General features: G+C 69.8%; 14 protein-coding genes. 7 read left to right on the forward strand and 7 right to left on the reverse strand.

Translation table 11 applies throughout. The annotated features are described in order from the left end of the window. Positions 1 to 60: 60 nt before the first annotated feature. Together F4553_RS15820 and F4553_RS15825 are read left to right on the forward strand one after the other, a co-directional pair. A complete protein-coding gene (locus F4553_RS15820; protein ID WP_184836755.1) occupies positions 61 to 1,779 on the forward strand; it encodes an MmpA family trehalose lipid delivery protein in 1,719 nt (572 codons plus the stop codon). Positions 1,780 to 1,888: 109 nt separating this feature from the next. Next, positions 1,889 to 2,029: a hypothetical protein gene (locus F4553_RS15825; protein ID WP_184836758.1), complete on the forward strand. Its 141-nt coding sequence runs from the start codon at positions 1,889 to 1,891 to the stop codon at positions 2,027 to 2,029. A 110-nt stretch (positions 2,030 to 2,139) separates the two neighbouring features. On the opposite strand, the gene F4553_RS15830 is transcribed toward F4553_RS15825, so the two are convergent. Further along, the gene (locus F4553_RS15830; protein WP_312875224.1) at positions 2,140 to 3,330 is read right to left on the reverse strand and encodes a glycosyltransferase family 4 protein; all 1,191 of its coding nucleotides are present in this window, start codon (positions 3,328 to 3,330) and stop codon (positions 2,140 to 2,142) included. A 170-nt stretch (positions 3,331 to 3,500) separates the two neighbouring features. Here F4553_RS15830 and pgfA point away from each other — a divergent pair, with 170 nt between their 5' ends. Continuing rightward, entirely contained in the window at positions 3,501 to 4,535 is a 1,035-nt protein-coding gene (gene pgfA, locus F4553_RS15835) for a cell envelope lipid trafficking protein PgfA (protein ID WP_246466362.1), read from the forward strand. 55 nt (positions 4,536 to 4,590) lie between these two features. Here the strand turns inward: pgfA and F4553_RS15840 are convergent, their stop codons facing one another. Next, a complete protein-coding gene (locus F4553_RS15840; RefSeq protein ID WP_184836761.1) occupies positions 4,591 to 6,324 on the reverse strand; it encodes a pectinesterase family protein in 1,734 nt (577 codons plus the stop codon). Between the two features lie 302 nt (positions 6,325 to 6,626). Here F4553_RS15840 and F4553_RS15845 point away from each other — a divergent pair, with 302 nt between their 5' ends. After that, complete coding sequence (locus tag F4553_RS15845) at positions 6,627 to 7,211, forward strand: hypothetical protein (protein ID WP_184836762.1); 585 nt, start codon at positions 6,627 to 6,629, stop codon at positions 7,209 to 7,211. Here the strand turns inward: F4553_RS15845 and F4553_RS15850 are convergent. Beyond that, the gene (locus F4553_RS15850) at positions 7,202 to 8,044 is read right to left on the reverse strand and encodes a methyltransferase domain-containing protein (protein WP_184836764.1); all 843 of its coding nucleotides are present in this window, start codon (positions 8,042 to 8,044) and stop codon (positions 7,202 to 7,204) included. The genes F4553_RS15845 and F4553_RS15850 overlap by 10 nt on opposite strands. After that, positions 8,044 to 8,337, reverse strand: coding sequence for a hypothetical protein (locus tag F4553_RS15855; RefSeq protein ID WP_184836767.1), 294 nt, complete (start codon positions 8,335 to 8,337; stop codon positions 8,044 to 8,046). Before F4553_RS15855 ends, F4553_RS15850 begins: the two co-directional genes overlap by 1 nt. Before the next feature lie 58 nt (positions 8,338 to 8,395). On the opposite strand from F4553_RS15855, the gene F4553_RS15860 reads away from it, so the two are divergent. Further along, positions 8,396 to 9,037 (forward strand): TetR/AcrR family transcriptional regulator, encoded by a 642-nt coding sequence (locus F4553_RS15860; protein ID WP_184836770.1) that lies wholly within the window; start codon positions 8,396 to 8,398, stop codon positions 9,035 to 9,037. A gap of 257 nt (positions 9,038 to 9,294) precedes the next feature. Here the strand turns inward: F4553_RS15860 and F4553_RS15865 are convergent, their stop codons facing one another. From F4553_RS15865 to F4553_RS15875, 3 genes are all read right to left on the reverse strand, one after another. After that, a complete protein-coding gene (locus F4553_RS15865; protein ID WP_184836772.1) occupies positions 9,295 to 10,380 on the reverse strand; it encodes a sensor histidine kinase in 1,086 nt (361 codons plus the stop codon). Beyond that, complete coding sequence (locus F4553_RS15870) at positions 10,373 to 11,071, reverse strand: response regulator transcription factor (RefSeq protein WP_184836774.1); 699 nt, start codon at positions 11,069 to 11,071, stop codon at positions 10,373 to 10,375. The genes F4553_RS15865 and F4553_RS15870 overlap by 8 nt, the downstream gene beginning before the upstream one ends. A gap of 98 nt (positions 11,072 to 11,169) precedes the next feature. Continuing rightward, positions 11,170 to 14,508, reverse strand: coding sequence for a S8 family serine peptidase (locus tag F4553_RS15875; RefSeq protein WP_184836776.1), 3,339 nt, complete (start codon positions 14,506 to 14,508; stop codon positions 11,170 to 11,172). A 270-nt stretch (positions 14,509 to 14,778) separates the two neighbouring features. Here F4553_RS15875 and F4553_RS15880 point away from each other — a divergent pair, with 270 nt between their 5' ends. Continuing rightward, on the forward strand, positions 14,779 to 17,241 hold the full coding sequence (locus tag F4553_RS15880; protein WP_184836778.1) for a proprotein convertase P-domain-containing protein: 2,463 nt from the start codon (positions 14,779 to 14,781) through the stop codon (positions 17,239 to 17,241). Between the two features lie 156 nt (positions 17,242 to 17,397). Further along, positions 17,398 to 17,832, forward strand: coding sequence for a redoxin domain-containing protein (locus F4553_RS15885; RefSeq protein WP_184836780.1), 435 nt, complete (start codon positions 17,398 to 17,400; stop codon positions 17,830 to 17,832). Position 17,833: the final 1 nt, after the last annotated feature.

The following is a 17,833-nucleotide window of genomic DNA, read 5'->3' on the forward strand; positions in this document are numbered from 1 at the left end:
GCTCGGCGTGCATGACGCGTACAGTTCGACGCTGTCTCACCGGCGAGGGGGTTCGGGGTAATGCGGCACAGAGTAGCGCTCCATCTCGCCGCCGTCACGATGGCGATTCTGGTCTTCGCGCCGCTGCTCGCGCCGGGCTACGTCTTGAGCTACGACATGAACTTCGTGCCTGACCAGCCGATGCGGTGGGACCTGCTGGCTCCCGTCGACACCGCTCCCCGGGCGGTCCCGCTCGACGCCGCGGTGTCGCTCGCCAATCTGGTCCTGCCCGGCTGGCTGCTGCAGCGCGTGGTGCTGGTCGGCATCGTCTGGGCGGCGGTGGTGGGCGCGGGGCGGCTCGTGCCGGGGCGACGGCTCGCCACCGTGCTGATCGCGGGCGTCTGCTACGGGTGGACCCCGTTTCTCGCCGAGCGCCTCCTGATCGGGCAGTGGGGGCTGCTGCTCGCCTACGCGGCACTGCCGTGGCTGGTCCGGGCGGCGCTGGGGGTGCGGCAGGCGTACCCGTCTGGTGAAGATCTGTCGCTGCCGCAGGGGCGGCGGGCGATGGCGGGGCTCCTGCTCGCCGCCGGGGTGAGCGCGCTGACCCCGACGGGCGGGCTGATCGCGGCGGCCGTCTGCCTGGTCCTGCTCATCGGCGCACCGTGGCGGCGCTTCGCCGCCGTCGCCGCGGGCCTCGCCGTTCTCAACTCGCCCTGGCTGGTGGCGGCGCTCACGACCGGCGCGGGCACCCGGTCGGACCCGGACGGGGTGGCCGCCTTCGCGGCGCGGGCGGAGAACTGGTCCGGGCCGCTGGGCGCCCTGCTCGCCACCGGCGGCATCTGGAACGCGGACACCACCCCGGCCAGTCGCGGCTCGGTCGCGGCCCCGCTCGTCACGCTCGCGCTGCTGGTCCTGGCAGCAGGGGGGTACGCCGTCCTGCGCCGCCGTCTGCCCGAGCACGCGGGGACCCGGCTGGGCGTGATCGGCCTGGCCGGTCTCGTCATCGCCGCCCTGGCGACGGTCCCGCCGGGCGCCGCCCTGCTGCGATGGCTGATCGACTGGGCGCCGGGTGCCGGGCTGCTGCGGGACGGCCAGAAGTTCGTCCTCCCCTATGCCCTGCTGCTCGCCCTCTGCGTGGCCCTCGGCGCGGAGCGGCTCGCCGCGCGCATCGGCGAGCTGCCGGGACGGGTGGCGCTCGCCGGGGTGCTGCTGCTGCCGGTGGTCGGGATGGCGGACCTGGCCTACGGCGCCTCGGGTGCCCTGCGACCGGTGCACTACCCGGCCGACTGGGCGGCGGTCGAGTCGATCCTCGATGCGCAGAGCGGCGAGGTGCTGTCCCTGCCGCTGTCGGAGTACCGCCGCTACCCGTGGAACCGGGGCCGGGTGGTGATCGACCCCGCGCCGCGGTACCTGCCCCTGCCGGTGCTCACCGACGACGTGCTGGTCGTCGGCCCGATCGTGGTCGCCGGGGAGAATCCGCGGCTGGCCGAGGTCCGCCGCTCCATCGGCGCCGGGGAGCCGCTCGCCGCGACCGGCATCCGCTGGCTGCTGGTGCAGCACCGCCCCGCCGGCGACACCGGTGTCGCCGGCTCGGTGCTGTCCGGTCTGGAGCTGCGCTACGCGGGCGAATACCTCACCCTCTACCGCAATCCGCAGGGCGGCGCGGCGGCGTCGGGGCCCGGCGCGGGTCTGCCGGTCATCGCCGCCGAAGCCGCCGCGCTGGCGGTGCTGGCGATCTCGGCCGCCGCGCTCGCGTGGCCCGGGCGTCGGCGGCGGACGGCCGAAGAGCGGCGGGCGTGACGGTACGGTTGGCCATTTTCCACGGGCCTACCAAGTGGTAACGTGCGCCGCACGCACGAAACCATCGAGGGGAGACATTGGCATGGGCCGCTGGATACCTACTCTGCTGTTGACTGCCGTCGTCGCCGTCGCGCTGGGGGTCGTCGGGCTCACCGCTGTCCCCGGACTGGTCGCCGCGACATCTGCCGACGCGGCGAACTCGGCCGACGCGAAGGACGCCGCTGCGCCGGAAGGCTACGGCGTCCGCTGAGAGAACCGGCCCGGTGCGCAAGCGCCGGGCCGGTCATCAGCACTGCCACGTTGTGCAGCAAAGCGTGGCTATTTAGCTGCGCGAAGCCACGCTTTGCTGCACAACGTGACTCAGGCGCTCGTGACGGGCGCCGTCTCCGTGAGGCGCCTCGGCTCGGCCTGCGGGGCGAGGAGCGCCGCGAACCGGGTTCCCGATGTCTGCCAGGTGAACGACTTCGCGTGCAGCTCCGCGTCGGCACCCATGGCGAGCCGGCGGTCGTCGTCGGTCATCAGCTGCCGCACCAGCTCGATGAAGTGCGCCTCGTCTGTGGCGAGCAGGCCGGTGGAGCGGTCGACGAGCGCCTCGGTGACTCCCCCGGCGTCGGCGAAGGCGACGGTCGGCGTACGCCGTGCGCCGGCCTCGACGATGGTGAGCCCCCAGCCCTCCTTCAACGACGGGGTCAGCGCCACCCAGGCCTCGCTGAGGAGCCGGTGCTTCTCGTCCTCGGTGATGAACCCGGCGAACCGCACCGCGTCCGCGATGCCCAGCTCCACCGCGAGCTGCCGCAGGTTCGGCTCCCACCAGCCCTTGCCCGCCACGGTCAGCCGCAACCCGGGCAGACCGGGGCGCAGCGCGGCGACCGTCCGCAGGGCGATCTCGACCCGCTTGTGCGGCACGAGCCGGCCCAGCACCACCAGGTGGGGCTCGGGGTCGCGGTCGTGGACGGCATCCGGCACCGGCGGCGTGCCGTTGTGGACGATCGAGATCCGGTCCGCGTCCACCCCGAGCTCGGTGAGCTCGCCAGCGGTCGCCGCCGAGACGGTGACGTAGCGGCAGTCCCGGTAGACCCTGATCGCCAGCTTCGACTCGACCCACCAGCCGAACTTCGCGCCGAGGCGGCCGAGCACGACCGGCCACTGCTCCCGGTGGACGTGGTGGACCAGCGCCACGACGGGCCTGCGCGCGTAGGCGGCCGACAGGAAGGGCAGGCCGTTGCCCACGTCGACGATGGCGTCCGGCCGTCCCAGCGCGCGCCGGGAGAGCGGACCGACGCCGAGTGCGCCCGCGAGGTAGGTCAGGGCGGCCATGGCGTAGACGGTCTTGCGGCCGCCGCGGCGCACGATCTCAACCCCCTCGGGGGTACGCTGCCGCGCCGGAGCGGCATCGTGCGCGGCACACAGAATCGTGACCCGGTGACCCCTCGCCACGAGCTCTCCGGCGATCCGCTCGACGTAGACCTCAGACCCGCCACCCTCCGGATTGAGCGTGTCTCTCCAGTTGAGAAACAATATGTGGCGATCGATGCGACCCGTGGTCTGCACGCGCACCCCTACTCGTGAGTACGGCGGATGGTTGAGTCACCTTATGGCAGGTGAGAATGGCTCGCAATGGTCCGAGCGATCCCTGGCCGAAACGGTGGTTTTACACGATCCTTACAGGGGGTCGCGCAGAAGTTAACCGGGTAGTAACCTGCCGCCATCCTTTGTTTTCGATGGACCAGATCAAGTGGGCTACAGGTGTGGGGAGGACTACCGTGAAGCACCGCGTCATCGGCGTCGTATTGTTCGGTTTCGGCGTCCTGCTATTGGTTCTGGCGGTGGGACTGCCGGTGTACGTCGCGCCCGCCGTCGCAAAGCTTCCGTACGATTTGGACAAATCGACTTCGGTGGCCGAGGCGCAGAACGCGACGTTTCCGAAGGTGACCGCAGGCAAGATGGAGCTGCGGACCGGCCTGCTCCGCTCGACCACCAACGTCGTGCCGCAGGCCAAGCTGACCGAGGAGCGGTCCGACCAGCTCAAGGGCGACGCGGTCATCTGGGACGTCTACGGCATCGCCGTGGCCGGCTCCGACGGTGCGAAGGTCACCGAGTCCACGACCGAGCTGGCACTGGACCGGGTCTCGGGTGCCGCCTATGACTGGCCCGACGCCTGGGTCGACGAGGACAACCTCGGCAAGGGCAACGCCGAGAAGATCAAGTTCGTCGGGCACAGCTACAAGCTCCCGTTCGGCACCGAGAAGAAGGACTACCCCTTCTGGGACGCCGAGCTGCGCGCCGCCAACCCGATCAAGTTCAAGGGTGTCGAGGCGGTCGGCGGCCTGGAGGTCTACCGCTTCGAGCAGACGATCGACCTGCAGAAGATCTCCATGTCCGACGCCGCGAAGGGCCTGGTCATCAGCACCTTCACCCCCGGCGCCACCGGCGGCGACCTGTATTACAGCAACACCCGCACGATCTGGGTGGAGCCGGTCACCGGCCAGTTCCTGAACGTGCGGGAGGTACGCCACCAGGAGTTCCGGTCCGACACGGGTGTCACCAAGACCCTCCTGGACGCGGACTTCAACTACACGCAGGCGACGATCGACAAGGCCGTCGAAGGTGCGGGCGCCAACAGCTCGAAGATCAACCTGTTGAAGGTCTACGCGCCCATCGGCCTCGGCATCCTCGGACTGCTGCTGCTCGGCTTCGGACTGCTGCTCGTCGCGCGGACCCCACGGACGTCGCGGCACGGCGTCGACGCCGCCTGAGTACATACCGCGGAAGGGGGCGGTGTGCCGTGCGCACACCGCCCCCTTTCCTCGCTCAGTAGATCGGGTTCCAGCCGTCGTTCCCGGCCAGGTACGCCTGCGGGGTCAACGCCGCCGCCTGCGCCGAGCTGAGCTGGGGCCGGTCGACGCCGATCACGGAACCGGGACCGGTGTTGGCGTGTTCGAAGAAGCGCGCGTCCCGCCACGAGAAGCCGGACATGTCCGTCCACGGCGCGTCGAGGATGTGCGCGCCCAGCGTCGAGTCGCGGAAGACGACCTGCGCGATGGCGTTGACGTCGCCGCCGGGGTGCCACGGCCGGCCGAGGTAGACCGACTTCGCCGCTGCGGGGCTCGTCAGCGTGCAGTGCGTGAAGAGGTAGCCGTAGGGATTCGCGATCGAGGTCGAGGCGGCCGTCACGTAGCCGTTGTTCGACGACGATCCCCGGTCCAGTGACTTGATCTCGCACCGGTCGAAGACCCCGGTGCCGCGGCCGAAGATGAAGTCGACATCACCCTCCACATAGCACTGCCGGAAGTATGCCCGGCCGACGACATCCACGCTGGAGCTGTTGTGGTAGAGCGTGTCCTGGTTGCCGAGGAAGCGCACGTTGTCGAAGACGAGCCGGTCCGCCCTGGTCAGCACCGCGACCGCCTGCTTGTTGGCGATCTCCGGATGCCCGGCCTCGTCGAAGGTGTTGGCGAAGGTCAGGTTCCTGGCGGTGAAGCCGTCGCCGTCGATCGTCACCGAGGCGCTGCCCGACGTGCCGTAGGTCCCGCCCTCGGGCTTCGTGGTGCCGTTGGCCCGGTCGTAGCTGATCACCACGTCCGCCGGGCCCGCACCGAGGCCGAGGAAGGTGAGGTAGGTGCGGTCCGACGGGATCGTCACCGGCTCGTGATAGGTGCCGGGCTTGATCGCGATGACCCACGGCGTCGTCCGGTTCGCCGGTGCGGAGTCGACCGCGGCCTGGACCGTGGTGTGCGTACCCGAGCCGTCCTTCGCGACCACGGCCGACGACGCGGGCGGGACGCTCGGTGACGGGCTCGGCGGGATCGAGGCCGAGGCCGAAGGCGAGGCGGGGGGCGACGGCGAGGCCGAGCCGGAGGCCGGCGCGGAGGGTGAGGGTGTGACGCCCGTCGTCACGATGACGTCGTCGAATCTGGCTGTGGCATAACCGGTCTGTACTCCGATCCGTCCGGACGCGGCCGCGGTGCTGGTGCCCGTGGCGAAGAGGGTGCCGTTGAGGTAGCCCCGCACGGTGGTGCCGGAGACCTCGACCCCGACCTGGTACCACTCGCCGAGGGTGATGCTGCGGCTCAGGCTGCCGAGCACGGTGACGGTGCCGCTGCGCACGGCCTGCAGCTCCACGAGATTGCCCGAGCGCAGCGCGACCCGGTAGAAGGTGGTCGAACCCGCCGCGCGGGCGAGCACGGCCACGAACCCGCCGGAGCCGAAGCTGAGCGGCTTGACCCGGGCCTGGACCGTGTAGGCGGTCCAGCTCGCCGTGCCCGCGAAGAGCCGGGCGCTGTCGGTGTCCACCTTGGACTGGGTGAGCGCGTTGGAGCCGTCGGCGACGACGCTCCAGGCGCCGCCGGACTTCGACCAGCCGGCGGTGTCGCCGTCGGTGAAGTCGTCGCCGAAGAGCGTCGCGGCGTAAGCCGAGCGGCCGGTGAGGAGGCCGATCGCGGCGATCAGCACGACGGTGAGGACGGTCGCGAGCAGCGCGGCGATCGCCGGGCGATGGCGGCCCGGCGTGGGCGCGCCGGGGCGGGGAGCGGGGACGGTGTCCATGGGCGAAGACCCTCCGTTGGGTATGGACCACTGATGCGGAAAGCGCTTTCCGCATCAGGACGCTAGCCAGGTCAGCCATCCTTGTCAATATGAGGAGCCGCATGTGACCGGCGGATCCGCCGGCTCGGCACCCGACGGCGGAAGGCACGCAATTTAGGCCCGCACCAGGTGTCGGGCCGGAAGGTCGGCTGACGCCAAACCGTCATGATGCCGAAAGACGATCCTGCAACCGCTGTCGATCAGGGTGCGTGTATAGGCCAGATCGCCCGAGACCTCGGGCCCGACAGCTGGGAGCAAGCACAATGTTCAAGCACGGTTCGCGGCGCATCGGTGTCGCCGTCCTGGCGCTGGCCGCCGCAGGTGCTCTCAGCGCCTGCGACCCGGCGGCGGACCCGGCCCCCGCCGCGAGCACCCCACCGTCGGCGGCCTCGACGGCGAGCCCCGCGAAGACGTCGACACCGCAGGTGCTCGGCCCCGACGGCTACGGTGCCCTGAAGCTCGGGATGACACCGGCACAGGCCGACGCGACGGGGCTCGCGGCACCGTTCACCGGGATCTCCGACGGCTGCGGTCGTGTCTCCCACCTGATCGGTTCGCCGACGGCCGACGGCACCGCGGGCTCCGTCTACCACTCCGGCAAGCTCGGCGTCGCCGCGATCTACGCCGTCCCCGGAGTCAAGACGCCCGAGGGGGTCCAGCTCGGCACGACCTTCGCGGAGCTGAAGAAGGCCTACCCCTCGTGGAAGGCGGTCGACGGCGACACCGAGGACGGCCGGGGCTACGTCAAGGTGCCGGGCAGCACCAACGCCAACTACCGGATCGTCGTCTCCGGCGGCACGGTGAGCGAGCTCGACATCCAGTTCGTGAACCAGGACTGCTACGAGTAAGCGGTGATCACCCAGATCCCCGTGGGCAGATGATAGGCGGTCCCGTCGGCTCGGAAGCGTTCGAGCAGGCGGGACGTGCCGTTTCTCGCCGCTGCCCGGGCGGCCGGATCACCGGACCGGTAAGCCGCTCCGGCCGGACCGAGCTCGATCAGCCACTCGGCGACCACCTCCGCGGGCTCCGTGGCGATCAGGGTGACGTCGTGTGCGCGTACCCCCGGGTCGGCGAAGCCGGAGGCGGCCAGGACGCGGCGCACCCGGCTCTCGTCGGCGAAGGCGAACGGGCCGGGCTCGTCGCCGAGCGGGAGCGGCGGCAGCGGCCCGACGTGCGGCGCCGCACCGAGCAGCGCTGCCGCGAGCCACGGGGTCGACGCGCTGTCGCGGAAGACCGTCGCGGCGAGCCGGCCGCCCGGTCGCAGCGAGCGCCGGATGGTGGCGCACCCCGCGACCGGGTCGGCGAGCAGCATCAGCGCCATCCGTGAGAAGGCACCGTCGAAGGGCGCACCCGGAACCGCACCGACCGTCTCGATGTCGGCGGCGTGGAAGGTGAGGCCCGGGAAACGGCCCCGGGCCGCGCCGATCAGCGCCGCCGACAGGTCCAGGCCGACCGCCTCCCCGGTCGGCGAAACGGCGAGTGCGAGCTCGGCCGTGGTGCCACCGGCCGCGCAGCCGACATCGAGGATCCGCTCGCCGGGCACCGGATTCAGCGCCGCCATCGCGGCGGCGCCGAGCGGGCGCCCGGCGCTGTCGTGCCGCTCGGCGTGCCGGATCCACCCCGGCGCCGCCGCGTCCCAGAACTCGGCGTTGCGGGCCCGCAGGGCGTCGGTGGCGGCCATCAGAACGGCATCTCCGCGCCGTCCACGGTGTAGGACCGGAATCCGGCGGCCTTGCTCGCGTCGAAGCCGTCGCCCTGAGCGGCGAGCCCGGCGGCCCGCATCAGGCGCTCGCTCTGGAAGCGGCGGAAGGCGGCCTCGTTCTCCCAGACGTTGATGATGCGCCAGCCCTCCTCGGACGGGCCGGAGACGTGCGCCAGGAGACCCGGCGGCCGATCGGGGCCGAGGTGCTGCTCGACCAGGCGGTACTCCCCTTCGCTGACGTTGGGCATCTCCTGCATGACGGCGAACGGCATGGCAACCACCTTTTTCATTAGAGCACTACTCTATCTAATAGAGCACTACACTCCTGCCATGGTTGTCAAGCGGCAGTACGACGCGACGCGACGCCAGGAACAGGCGAGACTGACCAGACGCGCGATCCTCTCGGCAGCCGGGAAGCTCTTCGTCGACCCCGGCTACGCGGCCACTCCCCTGACCGCCGTCGCCGCCGAGGCGGGAGTCTCGGTGCAGACCGTCTACGCGATCTTCGGCAACAAGCGGCAGCTCCTCTCCGACCTCGTCGACGTGACGATCGCCGGGGACGACGAGGCGGTGGCGCTGCCCGACCGGGCGTTCGTCGTCGAGATCAACGCACTCGCCGACCCGGTGGCGAAGCTGACCCGCTACGCCGAGCACCTCGCCGAGATCCACGCCCGGCAGGCCGACATGATGATCGCGCTCGCGGGTGCGGCGACCGCCGAGCCGGACGCGGCGGCGATCTTCCAGAAGAACGCCGACGACCGGCGGCGCGGGATGACGATGTTCGCCGCGGAGCTCGCGTCGACCGGCCGGCTGCGCGCCGATCACGACGTCGAGAGCGCCGCCGACGTGCTCTGGCTCGCCATGGACGTGATCAATTACGACTGGCTGGTGCGGCAGCGGGGCTGGCCCGTCGAGCGCTACCGGCGGTGGTATGTCGAGACCGTCGCCGCCGCACTTCTGAATGCGGGTTGAGCGCGGCTCTGCGCGGTGGGGATGCGCAAGCTTGGAGGATGGCGCACCCCCACCGAGTCTCACCAATGTCCGTCGCTTTCACGCGATATCGGCGAGGCTATTCACCTCATGAATATCACGCCGCGACGGCATCGTGCCTCGCTGACTGGACAGTCTGCGAGAACCGTCCGGCCAGCCCCTGCGTCGGGGAGAACACAGGCATTGCCGCCTGGGAATGCAGCATTTCCATGGCCATTGCGCACCACGGTGAAGTCAGCCTATGGACGGCCACTCCCCGCGACAAGATCAATGACGGAACTGTCATTTTTGAGAGCCTCGGCCACGATCTCCTCGTCGGCCGAAGAGCGCATTATCGGGAACCGAAGAGTGACAATTGTTCCGGCACCCGGACGACCACGGAAGTGGAGCGATCCGCCCCACGCGCCCACGACGGTGCGGACCATCACCAGGCCCAGCCCGGTGCCCGACAGCTCCTGGCGCGATGTCGGCATCGCCGCTGTCAGCGCCTCCGCGTCCCGAGCCGTCAGGCCCACGCCCGTGTCGGCGATCTCGATCGTCCACGTCGTCTCGTCGACCGTACCGGTGATCCGAATGGCGTCGCCCGGCTCGGTGAAGCGGACCGCGTTGTCCAGCAGGCAGTCCAGCATCGCCTCGAGGCGGTCGCGGTTGGCGAGCACCTCGCCGCCGTCGCAGGTCACACTCCAGCGCCGGTCCGCGGCGGGGGTCCATCGGCGTACGACCCGGGTCAGCTCGGCGTCGAGGTGGACGGGCTGCCGGGCGTACTCCGCGTCGAGCTGGATCAGCGTGACGAGGCGCTGGGTGATCTGGGCCAGCTTGTCGAGCTCCTCCAGCACGATCGCGGTGTCCTCGGCGACCGTCTCGTCGTCGATCCGGTTGCGCACCAACTCGGTGTAGCCCCGGGCGATGGTGATCGGCGTACGCAGCTCGTGGGACACCTGGCGCACCATCACCTGACGGCTCTCGCTGCGCCGCCGGTCGTTCTCGGCGATCGCCGCCAGCTCCGCCAAGGCCATGTGCCGCCGCCGGAGATAGGCGGCGATGACCGCGGTGAGCGCCACGCTGAGCGGCACCTCGGCGAGCTCGGGCCAGTCGATCCAGCCGTTCGAGGCGTGGTGCACCATGATCGCGCCGGTGACGGCGGCGGTGACGCCGACCATCACCACCATCTCGACCGGCCGCCAGACGGTGAAGCCGTAGACGAGGGAGATGCCGATCCAGATCAGGTGGAACGGAATCGTCTCGCGGCCGGGCAGCAGGTACATCGCGATGGCGCAGACCGTCGCACCGGTCGCCCAGACGGCGCGGATGATCCAGCTAGTCAACGTTGAAGCGGTAGCCAACATTTCGCACCGTCTCGATCCGATCGGGGTGGTCGAGCTTGGCGCGCAGCCGCCGGACGGAGACGTCCACGACGTTGCTGCCCGGGTCGAAGCTCATCTCCCACACGTCCTCGAGCAGCTCCGCCCGGCTGCACGGGCGCCCCGCGCGCTGCATCAGGTGGCACAGGAGCATGAACTCGCGGTAGGAGAGGTTGACGAGCCGACCGCCGACCTCGGCGCGGTGCAGCCGCAGGTCGAGCCGGACCGGTCCGACGATGAGCACGTCGTTGGCGGGGCCGGGCGCGCGGACCCGGATGCGGGACCGGACCCGGGCGATCAGCTCGGCGATGGCGAAGGGCTTGCCGAGGAAGTCGGCGGCGCCCGCCTCCAGGCAGGCGACCCGGGTGGCGATCTCCGGCACCGCCGAGAGCACCAGGACGCGCTGCTCGGGCCGCTGCTCCAGCAGCCGCTGCAGAACGACGGTGCCGTCCATGCCCGGCAGCATCAGATCCAGGATGACCAGGTCGAACCCGCCCGCGAGCGCCGCGTCCAGCCCGCTCGGACCGGTCGCGGCCCGATCGAGGTGGTAGCCCTCGTCGGAGAGGGTGCGCGCGATGAGCCGGGCGATCCGGTCGTCGTCCTCGATCAGGAGGAGGCGGGCGGTCCGGGTCGTCTCGGCACGGGGCTCGGTCATGGTCTCGATCAGCCCATGATTGCCCGGCGATCGGGCAAACGGAAGGGCCGGGACCCTGTGATCCAGGATCCCGGCCCGCCAGTGCCGTCGAGCAGTGGTCAGCAGTCCGTCGGCTGAGGCCGGCGAACCACGATGCCGCTGTTCACCACGGTGACACCCGGCACGGTGGAGGCGACCATCTCACTGGTCACGGTGCCGGCGCCCGGAAGGATCCCGCGCAGCTTGACCGTGTAGGAGACGCTCGCACCCGGCGTCGGGTCGGTGCTGGTGACGACGAGGTCCTCCGTGGGGAGCACACCCGCCGGCAGCTGGGCACCGCCGCCGCCGTTCTCGTTCTCCGCGCCGACCAGGAACGGGTAACCCGAGGGGTCAGCCGGCAGGTTGGACGGGTCGTAGGTGAAGGAGATGTCCTGCACCCCGTTGGTCCCGATCCAGATCTGGAAGGTACGCGCGTCGGTCGCGCCGCAGCAGACGTTGACGTCCCACTGCAGAACGAGCCAGGTGTTGACGCCGTCAGTCAGCGTCGCCGCCCGGATGCCGTCCGCACCGTCACCGGTGAGGTCGGTCCAGAACGGCGCGAGGACGTTGTTCGGCCGGGCCGTGTCCGGGATCGTCGTCAGCGAACAGCAGTTGTTGTCCTCGGCCGTACCGCCACCGACCACGGCGTAGCCGTTGGAGTCGATGCCGATCGTGTCATAGGACTTGCCGTTGAAGACGAAGGACGGAACGGTGTAGTTGACGATGTCCTCGTCGCCGATCGGGTCCGGCGCGATGCCGAACAACTGCAGCGGCAGATAGCCCGCCGGAGTGACTCCGGGTGCGATCGACGGGACACCGGCGGTTGCACCGGCGAGGGCGACGTTGGACTTCTTCACCGTCCACGGGTTCTGCACGGTCGCCCCGGTCGCCCCGGTGACCAGCAGGTTGGCGTCAACCGTGGTCTTCAGGTCGGCCGTGGCGTCACCGAACGAGTTGTTCGTCGCGGTGACCGTGCAGGTGGCCTGGCCCAGCCAGGCAACGCTGGCGGGGGCACAGTCCTGGGCGAGGCTGACGCTGCCCTGCTTGGGCACGAAGGCGACCGGCAGGTGCAGCTTCGGCAGGCCGGCCCGCGACGGGGTCAGCTTGATCTCACCGAAGTACTGGCCCGTCGTCGCCGTCGAGCTGACGGTGATCTTCAGCGCCACGGAGGCACCCGGCGCCAGCGTGAAGCTGGTCGGGGACACCGTGATCTTGCTGTTCGCCGGCGCGGTCGTCGTCACCTTGTAGGTCTGCGACTTCGTGGTGACGTTCTTCGCCGTGCGGACCGTGGCGACGCGACCCGGCAGGACCGGGATGTTCACCGACGGCAGGTTGAGGTTGACGGCGTTCAGCGGGTCGTTGCCGAGCGCGAACATGCGCGCGGCGGACTCGTCGAACGTCAGACCCGGGTCATCGGCCACCGTCAGGTCGACCCGGCCGGAGCCGTAGTCGAACGGGTCGGCGGGGGTGACCGTGTCCTCCTTGACGACCGACTGCTTCGCAGTGGTCATCAGGGCGGACTTGATCTGGCCGGGCGTCCACGTCGGGTGCAGCGCCTTGAGCAGCGCGGCGGAGCCCGTGATGTGCGGCGCCGACATCGAGGTTCCGGCGATCGCCTGGAAGTACTCGCCGCTCGGGCCGGAGGTGTTGTCCTCGGGCGTCGGCGTCAGACCCGCGAGGATCTGCACACCGGGACCGGTGATGTCCGGCTTGATGCCGAACCCGCCGGGTCCGCGAGACGAGAACGACGCCATCACGTCAGCCTGCCCGTTGTGCTTGACGCCCGCGGTGAAGCTGGCGGTGAAGCTCGGGTGGGCCGTCGCGAAGGCCTTGAACGCCGTGCCGTCGGCGAGGTGCACCGTCGGCACCCAGTGGTTGTCGGTCTCCGTGTCGGCGAGGGTCGGGTTGTACAGGATCATGCCTGCCGCGCCGCCCTGCTTGACGTTGAAGCCCTTCTCCACGCGACCGTTGCCGCCACGCTGGCAGGCGACGATCTTGCCGGCGAAGATGCCCGGCGCTGCGGGTGCGTTGCACAGGTTGTTGCTGTACGGCGCAGCCGAGGAGAGAACCACGGGCAGCGGGCCTGCACCCGCGGTGATCGACGCGCCGGTGAGCACCAGCGAGTCGGCACCGCTGTTGAGCGTGAGCGTCGAGAGGAACTCACGCGTCTGGGTCGACGCGGCCACGGTGGTCACCCAGGGCGACACGTGGTCGGTCGTGGCCGCACCGGGGCCGGAGTTGCCGGCCGAGGCCGAGACGAACACGCCGGCGGCGTACGCGTCCAGGAAGGCCAACTCGGTCGAGTCGGTGTAGGGGTTGCTACCGCCCGAGATCGAGTAGTTGATGACGGAGACGCCGTCCTTGACCGCCTGCTGAACAGCAGCCGTCAGGTCCGACGCGTAACCGCCGTTGGCGCCCAGGGCCTTGTAGACCGAGACCCAGGCTCCGGGGGCGATGCCGTTCAGCGGCCCCCGCTCCACGCCGAAGACGGGCGCCGTCGCCAGGACGTTGCCGGCCGACGTCGACGCGGTGTGCGTGCCGTGGCCGTTGCTGTCGCGGGCGGTGGTGCCGTACATGTCCGGCGGGTTGATGATGTTGTAGGTGTTCAGGAACGCCGCACCGCCGATGAGCTTCTTGCCGCAGACGAAGACGTCGGCGGCGGGAGTCAGCGGGTTGTCACCGAAGTCGCAGGTGCGGGGCGTTCCGTCGGCCTTCGCCGGCGGCGTCGACAGGTTCCCCAGGTCCTTGAACGAGGGGTGCTCCGGCCAGGCGCCGCTGTCGATGATGCCGACGATGACGCCCTTGCCCGCGTTGGACTTGCCGCCCAGCACGGGGTAGAGCGTGTCGGCACCGATGAAGGAGCTGCTGGAGTCCGTGAGGGGCTTGCGGACGTCGTCCTTCTGGATCGCCGTCACCCCCGGGATCTTCAGCAGGTCAGCGATCTTGTTGGCCGGGACCACGGTGGCGACGCCGCCGTAGACCGTCCGAAGCCGCTGGGACACCTTCGCGTTCGGCACCTGCTTGGTCAACGCCTTGATGAAGGCGTCTTCCTTCTGCGCGAGGTACCCCTCGTACTTCTTCTCAGCCGTGTCGCCCGAGAGCTTGCGTCCCGTCACCGTCGGGCTCGTCGCGGCGTAGCCGCTGATCCCGCCGGCGTAAGTGGCAACCGAGTCGACGTCGAGCTTGACGACGATGGCCACGGATGTGGAGTCGGAACGTCCCAGGAGCGAGGGGTCGGTCTGCGCGAGCCTGCTGCTCGGCGTCTTGTCCCCCGTGTAGCGGCTGGTCGCCGCCACCTTGTTGGCCTTGAAGGGCGTGGCCGATGGTGCCGCTGAGCTCGGACTCACGAGCGTCGCGCTCGCCAGCGGCGTGACTAGGGCTACCGCGAAGGCAGCACCCAGCCATCTGGTTGGTCTCATCCGGACCCCTTTCTAGGGTATGAAAGGGCCGAAATGCGGCGTCGTAAGGCCTAATCCTCCACAGTAGACCCCACGGGATGGCAGTCGGCTTGGCCTGATCGTTACATGAGTCGATAGCCGCGCACCAGGGCCGAAGCGGACCGGATCCCTGGTCGAACATCTGATTGACCATTGGCCGGAAACGATCTCAGGACCCATCCGGTATTAGATCTATACATCTAAATTAGGTCGCACTAACCTCAGGGCCATCCCCACCTGAGGAGGCACCCCTTGAACCGACTCCACCGAGCCATCGTGGCCGGTGCCACCGGAATCGCCGCCGTCGTCGCGACCGTCACGGTCAGCGGCATCGGCGGCGCGCACGCCGAGACGACACTGCGCCTGCTCGCCCTGCCGGGCGAGTCCGAGCAGGTCCGGCTCACCACCACCGGCACGTTCCAGCTCAGCGCCGACAGCGGCCGCACCTGGAGCCGCGCACTCCCCGCGCCCACCCACATCCAGCTCCGGTCCCGCACCTTCGACCCGCTCTCCGCGTCCGGCGCCGGGCTCGCGGGCACCCTCACGGGTGCGAAGAGCGCATACATAGTCCAGTTCGCCGCCGCACCGCTCGACAGCCAGCGGCGCGACCTGGCGCGGTTGGGCGTACGCCTCGGGGCCTATCTGCCCGACGCGGCCTATGTCGCGCGGATGTCCACCGCGACCCGGGAAAAGGTCGCGGCCCTGCCCTACATCCGCTGGGTCGGCGGCTATGAGCCGACCGACCGGCTCGCCCCCGAGGCGAAGCCCGGCCGGCTGCGGATCTCGCTCGTCAATCGGGACCTCGCCGACCAGGCCGCGGTCATCAACCGGATCGAGGCGCTCGGCGGCACGGTGCACCTCGCCTCGGCGAGCAAGGGCCTGATCGAGGCGACGCTCACCGCGAAGCAGCTCGCGGCGGTCGCCGACTTCGGCGAGGTGCTCGCGATCGACGCGTGGTCGGCGCCGCAGACCGACATGAACCTCGCCCGGCAGGACGGCGGCGCCGACGCCATCGAGGCCGCACGCGGCTATCGCGGCCAGGGCGTCCGCGGCGAGGTGATGGACGGCGGCCTGCGCGTCACGCACCAGGAGTTCGCCGCCCGGCCGCCGCTGGTGCACGGCGGCAACAGCACCGACACCAGCCACGGCACCTCGACATACGGCCAGATCTTCGCGCAGGGCGTGGTCGCGCTCAACCGGGGCATGCTGCCCGAGGCGCAGGGCATGATCGCGGCCTACAGCGTCGTGACCGACCGCTACGCGCACACCGCGCAGCTCGTCAACCCGAGCCTCAACTACCGGGCCGTCTTCCAGAGCAACAGCTGGGGCGACGCGCTCACCACGAGCTACACCACCGTCTCCGCCAACCTCGACGACATCGTCTTCGACCACGACATCCTGATCTGCCAGTCCCAGAGCAACAACGGCAACCGCAGCTCGCGGCCGCAGGCGTGGTCCAAGAACGTCGTCTCCGTCGGCGGGCAGTACCACAAGAACACGCTGTCGCGTACCGACGACGCCTGGAGCGCGGGCGCCAGCATCGGTCCGGCGGCCGACGGCCGCCTCAAGCCCGACCTCTCCAACTACTACGACCAGATCAACACCACGTCGAGCACCAGCAACACGTCCTACACCAGCACTTTCGGGGGTACGAGCGGCGCCACCCCGATCACGTGCGGCAACTTCGGCCTGCTCTTCCAGATGTGGGCCGACGGCGTCTTCGCCGGCGCACCGGGGCAGAACCGCGACGTCTTCACCACCCGCCCGCACGCCGCCACCGCGAAGGCCTTGATGATCAATCAGGCCAACCAGTACACGTTCAGCGGCACCGCCGCCGACCTGACCCGGGTGCACCAGGGCTGGGGCACGGCGAGCGTCGGCAACCTCTACACCCAGGCCCAGGCGAACGGCTGGAGCCTGCCGATCCTGGTCAACGAGACCGATCTGCTGACGGTCGGCCAGAAGAAGACCTACACCGTCACCACCGACGGCACCCAGCCGTTGAAGGCCACCCTCGTCTACACCGACCCGGCCGGTTCGCCCTCGGCGGCGAAGGCTCAGGTCAACGACCTGACGCTGAAGGCGACCGCGCCCAACGGAACCGTCTACTGGGGCAACAACGGCCTCAACGCGGGCAACTGGTCGACCTCGGGCGGTGTCGCCAACACCGTCGACACGGTGGAGAACGTCTTCGTCCAGAGCCCCACCCCGGGCACCTGGACGATCGAGGTCTCCGCCGACACGGTCGGCAGCGACGGGCACGTCGAGACCACCGCCAGCGACGTCGACTACGCGCTGGTCGTCACCGCCAAGGTGGGTACGCCGCCGAGCACCTCGCCGAGCCCGACGGCCTCCACCAGCCCGTCCCCCGCACCCAAGAAGTTCACCAACGACACGGACTTCGCGATCGCCGACAACGCGACGATCGAGAGCCCGATCACGGTGACCGGCGTCGCGGGCAACGCACCCGCCACCCTGAAGGTGGACGTCAACATCACCCACACCTACATCGGTGACCTCGTGGTGACCCTGGTGGCTCCGGACGGCAGCCTCTACGTGCTGCACAACCGCACCGGGGGCAGCGCCGACAACATCGTCACGAGCTACACCGTCAACGCCTCCACCGAAGTCGCCAACGGGACGTGGAAGCTCCGCGTCGCCGATGCGGCATCAGCCGACACCGGAACGCTCAACACCTGGTCATTGACCTTCTGACCGGGCGGGCCGCTCGCGACACACCCGGGGTCGCGAGCGGTCCACAATGGACTTGACCATGCTCCGCAAGCGCAGCGCGTGACCGCACGAGACGAGAAATAATCGGGGCAAATCGTCGATAGCATCATGCACAGCGCAATCTAAAAGGAGCTGGGTATGACGTATGACCCGTCGACACCGACGACACCGGAGCTTCTGCGGTTCACCGCAACGACTGTCGACGGGACTCCCTTCGACGCCGCGACTCTGGTGGGCAAGCCCGCTGTGCTGTGGTTCTGGGCAGCCTGGTGCCCCAAGTGCCGAGCCGCCGCAGACGAGGTAGTCGCCGTCGCACACGACTATGCGGGCAAAGTCAATGTGATCGGAGTGGCCGGACTCGGCAGCGGCAACGCCGGTATGCAGAAGTTCATCGCCGACATGGGCCTCATCGAGCTCACCCACGTCGCCGACGACCTCGGCATGGTGCGCACCCGGTTCGGGATGACGCCGCAGGTGGACTTCGTCCTCCTCGACGCCGAAGGCGTTCTCGTCCACAAGAGCGCCTTCGTCCCGGCCGAGTTCCGCGCCCTCGTCGCAGCGCTCGCCAACTGAC

It is taken from the genome of Allocatelliglobosispora scoriae (genome assembly GCF_014204945.1).
Taxonomy (GTDB): Bacteria; Actinomycetota; Actinomycetes; order Mycobacteriales; family Micromonosporaceae; genus Allocatelliglobosispora; species Allocatelliglobosispora scoriae.

Excerpts from the sequence above, each read along its gene's own strand:
- F4553_RS15820 (WP_184836755.1), top strand. The coding sequence starts at position 61 with ATGCGGCACAGAGTAGCGCTCCATCTCGCCGCCGTCACGATGGCGATT.
- pgfA (WP_246466362.1), top strand. The coding sequence starts at position 3,501 with ATGGACCAGATCAAGTGGGCTACAGGTGTGGGGAGGACTACCGTGAAG.
- F4553_RS15840 (WP_184836761.1), bottom strand. The coding sequence starts at position 6,324 with ATGGACACCGTCCCCGCTCCCCGCCCCGGCGCGCCCACGCCGGGCCGC.
- F4553_RS15845 (WP_184836762.1), top strand. The coding sequence starts at position 6,627 with ATGTTCAAGCACGGTTCGCGGCGCATCGGTGTCGCCGTCCTGGCGCTG.
- F4553_RS15850 (WP_184836764.1), bottom strand. The coding sequence starts at position 8,044 with ATGGCCGCCACCGACGCCCTGCGGGCCCGCAACGCCGAGTTCTGGGAC.
- F4553_RS15855 (WP_184836767.1), bottom strand. The coding sequence starts at position 8,337 with ATGCCGTTCGCCGTCATGCAGGAGATGCCCAACGTCAGCGAAGGGGAG.
- F4553_RS15860 (WP_184836770.1), top strand. The coding sequence starts at position 8,396 with ATGGTTGTCAAGCGGCAGTACGACGCGACGCGACGCCAGGAACAGGCG.
- F4553_RS15870 (WP_184836774.1), bottom strand. The coding sequence starts at position 11,071 with ATGACCGAGCCCCGTGCCGAGACGACCCGGACCGCCCGCCTCCTCCTG.
- F4553_RS15875 (WP_184836776.1), bottom strand. The coding sequence starts at position 14,508 with ATGAGACCAACCAGATGGCTGGGTGCTGCCTTCGCGGTAGCCCTAGTC.
- F4553_RS15885 (WP_184836780.1), top strand. The coding sequence starts at position 17,398 with ATGACGTATGACCCGTCGACACCGACGACACCGGAGCTTCTGCGGTTC.